We start from the raw sequence: 10,871 nt of genomic DNA, 5'->3' as shown, positions 1-10,871 counted from the left end.
GTTCGAACGCATCAAAGGAGCGAAGCAGTGATCGAGCGACCAGTTTCTGAAAAGTGGCTAGGCGAGAGGGCCGAAACCCATCGGTGCTACACCAATGCCTATGTTGGCATCGAGCGGAGGGCCGAGGCCATCAGCCAACTGCCGAAGCGCGTGAACCAGCAGGAAGACGAGCCCAACGGGAAGCGATGGGCGCGAGAAGACGTGCAGGCGATCAAGTGGGTGCGCGATTGGGAAGTGGAGATTGCGGTAGGTGCGATCGAACGCTCGAAGGAGCTTAGCCGCGGCTATGCCTCGGAGATTGCACAACACGACCTGGTGATCCAGGCCGTTCGGCAAGAAGCACGCGAAAGCGCGGACTGCGGCCCTGCGGAGAATTCCGACCGCTCCGGGAGGTTCGTCGGCAAGATTCTGAGCGTCGGCGATACGGTCGTCGAGCAACGCGTCGGACGCAGCGGGGAAACGGTGTTGCACGCGACTTCCGCCCTGTCGCGGCCCGTGCAGGTCAACGAGATTGCCGACATCGCCTACCTGGATGGCAAGGGCCACGTGGCCGCCCCCGAACAAAGTCTTTCGCACGGCGTTGAACGCTAGGCGCGTAGCCACATCTGCAGTCGACAGGACAAAGGAACAGCGGTGATCGATGGCTACTACATCAAGAAGATCGGGCAGAACCGCGGCGCTCCGCGCATCTGGCTGGAAGGAACGCAGACGCAGCGCGCGGGCTTCAAGCCTGGCCAGCACTTCGACATCGTCGTCCACGGCAAGACAATCGTGTTGCAGGCGAATCCCGACGGATCGAGGGTCGTGTCCGGGAAGAAGGATGGCGAGAAGACGAATCCCATCATCGACCTGAACTCGCGCGAGCTGCTGGCATTGTTCGATGGCATGAGCTCGGTTCGCGTCGCAGTCAAACAAGGACAGATATTCCTGTTGCCGCTCGCGAGCGAGCTCAAGAAGGCTGAGCGCTTCGGCCGCCTGAAGTCCAAGCTGGAGGCCGGTGAGCCGCTTGCAGTCGGCAGTCTCTCGCATGGCGGAGGCATCTTGTCGCATGCGATCCACTCGGGACTGAAAGCCGCCGGCGTCGACAACCGGCTCGCGTTCGCCAACGAGATCCGCGAGGATCTTTTGGAGCATGCCGCAGCCCACAACGATGCGTGGGATGAGCACACGAAGGTGTTTGCGGCACCGATGCAGGAGTTGGCGTTTGACGAGCGCGGCGTCGCGGAGATCCCTAAAGTCGAGGTCATGGAAATGGGCCTGCCGTGCAGCGGTGAGTCCCGTGCGGGCAAGGCTAAGCGCGGCCTGAGCCACGGCGAGGCGCATCCTGACGTCGGCCACTTGGTGGTCAGTGCGCTGGTGATCTTGAGCAAGGCGAACCCGGCCGCCATCGTGTTCGAGCAAGTGCCAACCTATGCGACGAGCGCGAGCGCGGACATCCTCCGAAACCAACTGCGCGACATGGGTTACGTGACGCACGAGCGTGTGTTGCGGGGGCAGGAGTGGGGCGCCATCGAGAACCGAGTGCGCTGGTGCATGGTGGCGGTCAGCGAGGGGATCGAGTTCGACTTCGACCAGCTGCAACCTCCAGGCGCGTCCGATCTCACTGTCGGAGGCATCCTCGACGACATTCCGCCAGGCCATCCATCGTGGTCGACCATGGAGGGCCTCAAGGCCAAGGAGATTCGCGACCGGCAGGAGGGTAAGAACTTTGCGATGCAAGTGGTCGGCGCGGAGAGCACGCGGGTCGGCACGATCACGAAGGGCTATTCGAAGGTGCGCAGCACCGATCCGAAGGTGGCGCATCCAGACGACCCGAACCTGTTGCGGCAGTTCACTCCTGGTGAGCACGCGCGCCTGAAGGGCGTTCCCGAAAATTTAGTCCATGGCGTCTCTGCCACCATTGCTCACCAGATCCTTGGCCAAGGCGTCGCTTACGCGCCCTTTGCAGGCGTTGGCCAACATCTCGGTGAGTCCCTCGACGCTGCGGCGGGCCGCCGGCCGTCGCGTGCCTCAGCGGCCGTGGTCAAGGATGAGGATCAGCAGCTGGCCGCCGAGGTACGTCTGGCCGCGCTCGCGGCCGAGGTCGTTGCCGAATTGAAGTTGCCGAACTTGGCGTCCGGCACCTACATCGGTCGGGTGGTTGCCGCGGACGGCGGTACCTACATCATGGACGTCGGCCGGCGCTCCGGCGTCGTTCTGAAGCTCGGCGACCTCGATCGCGCACCTAAATTGGGTGAGGACGTTCACGTTGTGTTCAAAGACGGCCGAGGGACCGTGGCCCGCGCCGAAAAGTCGCGCCAGTTGGCCTTGGAGCTGTAACAGCGCCGCGGGACGCGGGGAATGATGAGTTGCAGGGGCTTCCCAGCGATCGCAGCTTAGGCGTCGCGAAAGCAATCGTCAGATGGCCGGCCTCCACCTGATCCTGGATGATGGCGATGAACAGAGAAGGCAACATTTTGGCTGACCGGTCCACAACAGCAAGTGCGGAGCAAAACCTCGGACTCGATGACCCAACATCGCAGGACGGCTATTACTACCGAGTCGACAGCGCAATCTCCCTGCGCAGGCTCTCCGGAAAATCGTCTTTCAGCGCAAAACACTGGGATAGTTCAGAACGACCGTGGCCCCATGCGTCGCTGATAGCTGCGCGCAAGACGCTACCCAGCGGGTACGGCATCTATCGGTTGTCGTTCTGGCAGCGGCGAGAAGCAGCCGCGCGGGACCTGGGCACGCGTGGCTTTTCTGTTCCCCACCTGATGACGCGGGTGAAGAGGGCAGTGGTGCAGCAGGTGCTGCAGGGCTGGGCCTTCGAGGAAGACGACTACCTGCCGGGCGATGCGGATTTGCTCTGGTCTGTGCGTCGAGAGACGGGCGGCGAGCTGCCGTTGTTCTCGACTACCGGCATTCCTTTGCGCGAATTCGAGGTTTGGAATGCGCACAACAGCAGCTGGGAGCCTTGGTTCGAGGCCGCGCCGTTGCTTCCCGACACGACGAGGCTCGCCGCCGCAGGATGGTTTCCCTTTACATTGCGCACCCGTCAGGGCGGGTCGGTTCTTGCGTATTGGAAGATACTTCCTCGATTGAGCGAAGCTATCGGCCCCGCGCATTGGCTTTTGCTCACTCTCGACGAGTCGGCGGCTGGAACCCTCGGCTCCGAGAATGCGGCGATCGCCGCCGCCGTTTCCCAGATGTTCGGGGGACTGCTCCACGGCCTTCGACTGAAAGAATTTGCCGTGCTGACTATCCATCCCACGAGAGATCGCGTGTGGATGGAGCAACTGGCCTCCGATTGGGCGGTGCGCCCCGATGAGGGCCGGCTTGCAGGCAAGCTGCGGCGCCTCCTTGGGATTCAATCCAGAGTGCTGCACGCTCAGTTTCAGGGGGTTGCCTGTTCCCAAATGCTTTTCGATTTGGTGCGGAGATCTGGGTTGCCGGCGATCAAGAGAGAGTTTCCCGCTGCGATCTGGCGCGACGAGTCCGAACAATGACCGAGGAGAGCCCACGCATTGCAACCCCGTCAATCAATAGGCCATCGCGCGGGGCAACGGACTGACTGGCCGAAACGTGGCAGCAACAGCAGGCGCTGAATTGGCCGAGGGCGCGTTTTTGCAGCAAAAGATTGAACGGTACATGACAAGCATAGTTGGCAGACGCCCTTCCGCGGGTCCAGTAAAGTGTTAAACAGCTGTTAACCGACCGCACTCCGGCCGATTGATAATTGTTTAATGCCTATTTGGTGGTAGGGTACAGATGCAGCTCGACATGTTCGGCGCCAACGCCGACGAGGCCACGCGGGAACTTGCGCCGCCGGTGGCTACTGATGACCACGGATGGCGCCCACCAGAGTCGATTGCCTTGGACGCCGCGTTGCGCTCGGGAGCTCTGGTCAATGCGGTGGCGATCTTGAGAAAGCTGAAGACAGAAGCGGCGGCGAAGGTGCTGCTGGCCTCTGGCTTCAGCATGGGCACGATGACTGATCGCGGTCAGCTCATGCGAGACGTGCAAGCGAAGTTGGTGGCAGCTGCGCGCCTGCGACTGACCGGATGGGACTTACGCGCTCAACAGGACCTTGAGGCGTCGACCCCGGTGCCGCCCGCCACCGAACTAGGATCAACAGAAATCGCTCCAGCGACGGCGCAAGATTTGGAAAGGAATGACGACGATGGAAGCGCTTTACAACCGGGAGCTGTACGGGGAAGCACTGGCTTTGGAGATCGAGAAGCAGGGATCGACGGCGATCAGCATCGCGAACCGCTGGGCGCTGGGTTGGCCCCACAAGGTGATGGCCCTGCTGGTCGCGAGGCAGTACCTCCCGAAGTTGGCCGAGCAGACGGAAGCGGAGAAGGACGTGCTGGCCGCGGAGACTTCGATGGGGCACCTGGCGCCGAGCGAGGTTCTGCAACTTCATGGCATCCGGCCGGATCCGCCGGAAACGAACTAGCCAGCGTACGAGGCGCCGGCGCGCAGGATCGCGATGAGGTCAGCGATGTGGATGCGCCGCCCGCCCTAGACGCTGGGACTTCCCTGCAGCAACAGGTTCAAGCGGCGTGGACGGCGGCCACCGGCCCGAACGGGGAGTTCACGATCAACCAGCCGTACCCGGCGATCGTGACGATCAACGGAGCCACGCGCCGCTTCAGCGTGAGCAAGGGCAGTGCGGCCGGCCCGTTCCGGCTGGCGGCGCTCGTTCGCGGTCAACAGGGCCCGCAATTTAGTTTCTACACGTTGCGCCATGACGGCGAACTCGTGCGAGATGGCCAGCGCAACTTGTGGGCGCTCGCGCCCGAAGTCAGGGATGACCACATCCGCGCCTTCAGGAGCGTCTTCGCAGCAGGGCCCGAGCAGGTAGCAGACGTCAGCATGCCGGCAACGGTGCCGGTCGGCGCCGGGAGCGCCGACGCTGACCATCCCCAGCCCGAGATGAACGCCGTCACCGGTGGCGTAGCGGAGCCGTTGGCCACCCTTGATGTGGCGAAGCCGGCTGGCCTGGACCGTTTTGGCACCCGCGTCGATCACGTCATCGAGGAGAACGATGCGATCGGGCAGGGCGGCCTCATGGCGAAGTACCGCGACAACATCCGAGCAATCGGACTACTGAGAAGACTCGAAGCCGACAACCGCAACGCGACGCCGGACGAGCATCATGCGCTCGCCCGCTACGTCGGCTGGGGAGGCTTGAAGGGGGTCTTCGACGGCGCCAATCGCGCTTGGGCGACGCAGCATTCCGAGCTCAAGGCGCTTCTGAGCGATGAGGAGTGGAACGCAGCCAGACGGTCGCAGCTGGACGCCTTTTACACCTCGCCCACCGTTGTCAATGCGATGTACGCCGGGCTGACGCGTCTCGGCTACAACGGCGGGCGCGCGATCGATCCGGCGATGGGCAGCGGCAACTTCGTTGGCATGATGCCCCCACGGATGCGTCAGGAGACGGCTATGCACGGCGTCGAACTGGACAGCCTGACGAGCCGCATCGCCGCGGCGCTGTACCCAACGGCGAGGATCGCGAAGGGCACCGGCTTCGAAGCCTACAACGCCCCGACGGGCTACTTTGACCTGGTGGTCGGCAATCCGCCGTTCGGGAGCCAGTCCGTGGTCGATGACAAGGGCTCGGCCTACTCGGGATGGTCGATTCACAACTACTTCTTCGCGAAGAGCGTTGACCTGCTGCGTCCTGGCGGCCTGATGGCCATGGTCGTGTCGCATGCCTTCCTGGACAAGCTCGACCCCCATGTTCGGCAATGGATTTCGCGTCGAGCCGACCTGGTGTCGGCCGTTCGGCTTCCGAACACGGCGTTCAAGCGGAACGCGAACACGGAAGTGGTAACAGACATCCTGGTGTTCCAGCGCCTGGACCGCGAAAACGAACTGGGCAGAGACGAGCGCCCCGCTTGGCTCGAAACGACTGACGTGGACGTCGCGAACCCGCGCACGGGCGATGTCGTGAAGTTGCCCATCAACAACTACTTCCTGCGGCACCCCGAGCACGTGCTTGGCTCCCATTCGGCGGATGGGACGCTGTATCGCGCCAACGAATACACCGTCGAGCCCGACGACTCGAAGGGGAATCTTCGGGTCCGGCTCGCCCATTGGGTCGAGACCCTGCCGCAGGGGATCTACTCGCGCATGGAACGCACGGACGAGGTGGAGGCAACCGCAGCGACCGATGTGCCTGAGCACGTCAAGGAGGGATCGTTCTTCACCAAGGAAGTCGACGGCCGCAACCAGGTGTGGCAGCGCTTGCCGGACCTGAACGGCGTCACGCGCGCGACGCCGTGGCAAGCGCCGAACGATCGCGCCAACGACCGGATGATCGGCATGATCGGCATCCGCGAAGCGCTTCGTGCTCAGATGCGCCTCGAACGCAGCCCCGACGCGACCGAAGACTCGATTGAGTCGCACCGGCGCGAGCTGAACAAGGGCTATGACGCGTTCAAAGCCAAGTTCGGCTTCGTCAATGACCTGGTGAATCGCCGCCTCTTCATGGACGACACCGAGTCGCCGCTCGTCCAGGCGCTGGAGTTCGACTACGAGAAGGCGATCACGTCGTCCTATGCTCAGGAGCACGGCGTGGACGCCCGCGACGCGCGCGCGGTCAAGGCCGACATCTTCAGCCGACGCGTGCTGTTTCCACCTGGTGAGCTGGAGGTTGTCGAGACGGCAAAAGACGCGCTGGTGCACTCGCTGAACCAGCGCGGCGGCGTTGACCTCCCGTACATGCAACAGGCCTACGGCCGGAGCGCAGAGGAGATCCTGCGCGAACTGGGCGAGCTCGTCTTCGTCGACCCGAACTCGGGCAACATCGTGACAGCCGATGAGTACCTCGCCGGCGACGTCAAGGCCAAGCTCGCCGAAGCCCAGGCCGCATCGAGAGATGATCGCGCGCTCGAACGGAACGTTCAGGCGCTGCAATCGGTCATCCCCGCGGACAAGTTGCCCTCGGAGATTCACGCAGCCATCGGCGCAATCTGGATTCCGACGCAGCACTACAAGGCATTCGCGCGGGACATCTCCGGCGCCAACGCTGACTTCGTGTACGTCCGCGCTACGGGCCAGTGGATCACGACCAACAAGACCGGCGTCAACTTTGCGAAGAACAACAACGAGTACGGCACATCGGAGATGGGCGCGCTCGACATCCTGGGCCTGGCCATGAACAGCAGGGCCCCGGAGGTGAAGAAGCCCATCCAGATCGATGGGCAGACCCGGTACGTCACCGACGAGGACCAGACGGAGGCGGCACGCCAGGCCGCGGACAAGATCAAGGCGCACTGGGATTCGTGGTTGTGGGCCGACCCTGATCGCGCACAGGAGCTCGCGTCGATCTACAACGACCAGTTCAACCGGACTGTCACGCGCAAGTTCGACGGCTCGCACCTGACCTTTCCGGGGATGAATCCTGGCATCGAGCTGCTGCGCCACCAGAAAAGTGCCGTCTGGCGGGGCGTGCAGGACCGCGCGCTCTTGCTGGACCATGTCGTGGGCGCAGGCAAGACTTTCGAGATCGTCGCGATGGTGATGGAGATGCGCCGGCTTGGCATCAGCAAGAAGCCCATGCTCGCTGTACCCAACCACTTGACGCTGCAATGGCGCAGCGAGTTCTACCGCCTGTACCCGGGCGCGAACGTCCTGGCCGCGACGCCCCAGGACTTCGAGAAGGACAACCGCGAGCGGCTGTTCTCGAAGATCGTCACTGGCAACTGGGACGCAGTGATCATCGGGCACTCGGCCCTGAAGAATATCCCGCTCCCGCCTGGCGCGGAGGTCGAGGTTATCGGCGAGCAGCTGAAAGACATCAGCGACGCGATTGAGGACATGAAGCGCGAACGCGGAGATCGCCACGTGATCCGCGACATGGAGAAAATCAAGGCCAACCTCGAAGCCAAGGTGAAAGCGCTGCAGGAAAAGGCCGGCGAGAAAACCAAGGTCGTCGACCTGGGGGACCTCGGCGTCGACATGCTCGCCACAGACGAGGCCCACGAATTCAAGAACCTGTATTTCAACACGCAGATGAACCGCGTGTCTGGCCTCGGAAATGCGTCCGGCTCCGGCAAGGCCTTCGACCTGTTCATCAAGACGCGCTGGCTGCAGAAGACGTTCGGACCCGATGTGCCGCTGATCCATGCAACGGGTACCCCTGTCTCCAACTCGCTTGCGGAGATGTTCACCGTCCAGCGGTACATGCAGTACGACAAGCTCAAGCGGCAGGGACTGCACGTTTTCGATGCCTGGGCGAAGCAGTATGGCGACGTGCAGAACGTCTACGAAGTCGCGCCATCGGGCACGGGCTACAGGCTCTCACAGCGGTTCGCAAAGTTCCGCAATCTCGGCTCGCTCATGGGACAGTACCGCAGCTTTGCTGACGTCATCACGCTCGCCGATCTGAAGGCGCAGGAGATCGAGCGCGGAAAGGTGTTCCCGGTCCCGAAACTCGCTGGCGGCCGACCGCACAATGTCGTGGTGCCGCGATCGCCGCTGCAGGAGGCATTCTTTGGCGTGCCAGAGATTGCGCGCAGCGAAGCTGGCGAGGTCCTCTTCGAGCTCAAGCTCGACGAGACGAGCCCCATCACCATCGAGCAAGCAGAGGATGGCAAGTTCGAGATGCGGCAGCAAGTCGGTGAATACACAGCTCGCGGGCCGCGCCGCTTTGAAACGGCGGAGGAGGCCGCCTATATGACCGCGTTGTCGGCGATCACCCCGGTCATGCACATCGATCCCGAGTCCATCATCGGCCAGTTCGAGAACCTTCGGCAAATCACGCGCGAGACGCGAGGCAAGGTCAACGCGCTGTCGCTCACGGGCCTGGCCAACAAGGCCGGCCTCGACTACCGCCTGATTGATCCGGCGGCGCCCGATGATCCGAAAAGCAAGATCAACCATGCCATCGACAACCTGATTGAACTCTGGAAGGCGACGGAGGCAGACAAAGGCACTCAGCTGGTGTTCTGCGATCAGTCGGTGCCCTTGTCGGCAAAGGCGAAGATGGCCTCGAAGGAGAAGCGCATCTACGTTCGCGACGACTCAGGCACGCTCACGCACAAGCAGGGCACGCTGCACACGCTGAAAGACTATGAGGGCGTGCCTTACTACCTGGTGGCCGCAGGCCGCAAGAATGATCGGACATTCTCGATGTTCGATCCCGTGACGGGCCAGCTGATGAAAGAGGGATTGGACAGCAAGCAGGCCGCCCACGAATTCTTCGCGCGGTTTGTGACGCAAGAGGGCGGCACAGAGCGTTGGCTGGACCTGCGAGAGCAAGCTCGGCAGATCGGCGAGGACGAGATTGAAGAGTACAAGAACGAGCACTCACTCGATGTCGAGGGCGATGCAGCGGACGTCGAGTTCTCCATGGCTGATGTCGATGGCGCAACCGGCGTCAAAGGTTTCTCGGTGTACGACGACATGAAGGCGAAGCTCATCGCACGAGGCGTTCCGCCCTCGCAGATCGAGTTCATTCACGACCATGACTCGCCAGCGGCCAAGGATGCGCTGTTCAAGCGCACCAACGCCGGCGACGTTCGGTTCCTGTTCGGCTCGACACCGAAGATGGGGGCGGGTACAAATGTTCAGCGGCGCATCGTCGGCCTTCATCACATCGATGCCCCGTACCGCCCTTCGGATTTGGAGCAGCGCGAGGGGCGCGGGATTCGTCGCGGCAACATGCTGTACGAGCGCGACCCTGAAGGATTCCAGCTCCACGTGTTCCGATACGCGACCTCGCAGACGTATGACACGAGGCGCTGGCAACTGTTGGAGCACAAGGCCGCCGGCATCGAGCAGCTGCGCAACTACACGGATGGCGTCAACGAGATCGAGGACGTGGCCACGGAAGCAGCGAACTCGGCCGAGATGAAGGCCGCTGCGTCTGGCAACCCCCTGATCCTGAAAGAGACGCAACTGTCCAACGAGGTGAAGAAGTTGCGCAACCTTGAGCGGGCGCACCGTGACGGCCAGTTCTCGCTGCGGTCTCGGCTCAGCGCACGTCGTTCGTATGCCGACAAGCACGGGCCGCAGCAGCTCGCCTTGCTGGAATCCCTGCAGGGGCAGCGCGACGGTGCGGCCGAGCTCGGCTCGTACCGTGGCGCGACGCTGGCCACGAAGGAGGATGTCATGGCCGCCATCGACGAGATCCAGGACCGGATCGGATCGAGCTTAGCGCCGGAAAGCATCACCTACCGCGGCTTGAAGTTCAAGCTCGCACGCGGTAGTTTGGCTGGGGACTACTCGCTCACGATGCCCGATTTTGAGGAGCGCCGCCTCGTCGCGGTTTCGCGTTCAGGAATGGTGACACGCATGAACAATTTCGCGGACGAGCTTCCGCGCGAGATTGCCATCGTTCGAGCGCAGATCGAGCGTGCTGGCCACGAGGCGCTCAGCCTGGCGGAATTGGTGGGCCAGCCATTCGATCACGCGCGTGAGCTGCAGGCGGCGATCAGCGAGCACGGCAAAGTTCAGCGGGCGCTGCGCAAGTCCAATTCGTTGGCGGCCGTGAAGCCTGAAGAGGCCAGGGCGTTCAAAGCAGCCGTCGACGTCCAGAAGCAGAAGCTGCGGGCCATGGGCCTTGGCCAGGCCGTGGACGAGATCGAGCAGGAAGAGAAGCGCGAAGGCCCGATGGGGGCCGGCGCGATATCGGAAGAGGACCCCGACGCCCCGGCTCGCCGCGATGGGCTGTTCATCGGGCTCGTGGTGCGGATCGACGCGGACAGAGTCGTTCAGAAGGTCAGCCGCTCGGGCGAGACGGTTACGCACAGTCTTGCGGATATGCGCGACGCCCATCTCCTACCGCGTGCTGGGGAGGTGGTGACCATTCGGTACGGCGAAGGCCAACCGTGCGTCCTGCGTCCGGAACAGGCCGCTTCTCTGTCAAGGTAAAG

Annotated in this window: 5 protein-coding genes; all 5 read left to right on the top strand. The window is 62.9% G+C overall.

The window, feature by feature from the left end; translation table 11 throughout:
• The first annotated feature begins 27 nt into the window (after positions 1-27).
• The 5 genes from AC3WR5_RS30460 to AC3WR5_RS30440 all read left to right on the top strand — a co-directional run bounded on the left by AC3WR5_RS30460 (position 28) and on the right by AC3WR5_RS30440 (position 10,869).
• Positions 28-591 carry a KfrB domain-containing protein gene (locus AC3WR5_RS30460; RefSeq protein WP_492489397.1) on the top strand — a complete coding sequence of 188 codons (564 nt, stop codon included), beginning with the start codon at positions 28-30 and terminating at the stop codon, positions 589-591.
• 42 nt (positions 592-633) lie between these two features.
• Positions 634-2,319, top strand: coding sequence for a DNA cytosine methyltransferase (locus AC3WR5_RS30455; protein WP_492489396.1), 1,686 nt, complete (start codon positions 634-636; stop codon positions 2,317-2,319).
• Between the two features lie 116 nt (positions 2,320-2,435).
• A complete protein-coding gene (locus AC3WR5_RS30450; protein WP_492489395.1) occupies positions 2,436-3,488 on the top strand; it encodes a hypothetical protein in 1,053 nt (350 codons plus the stop codon).
• 674 nt (positions 3,489-4,162) lie between these two features.
• Positions 4,163-4,441: a hypothetical protein gene (locus tag AC3WR5_RS30445; RefSeq protein WP_492489393.1), complete on the top strand. Its 279-nt coding sequence runs from the start codon at positions 4,163-4,165 to the stop codon at positions 4,439-4,441.
• A gap of 47 nt (positions 4,442-4,488) precedes the next feature.
• Positions 4,489-10,869: a helicase-like domain-containing protein gene (locus AC3WR5_RS30440; protein WP_492489391.1), complete on the top strand. Its 6,381-nt coding sequence runs from the start codon at positions 4,489-4,491 to the stop codon at positions 10,867-10,869.
• The last annotated feature ends 2 nt before the right edge of the window (positions 10,870-10,871 follow it).

It is taken from the genome of Ideonella sp. FW305-24 (genome assembly GCF_058788035.1).
The sequence above is the reverse complement of the archived record's forward strand: the minus strand, read 5'-3'. Positions and strand labels throughout refer to the sequence as shown.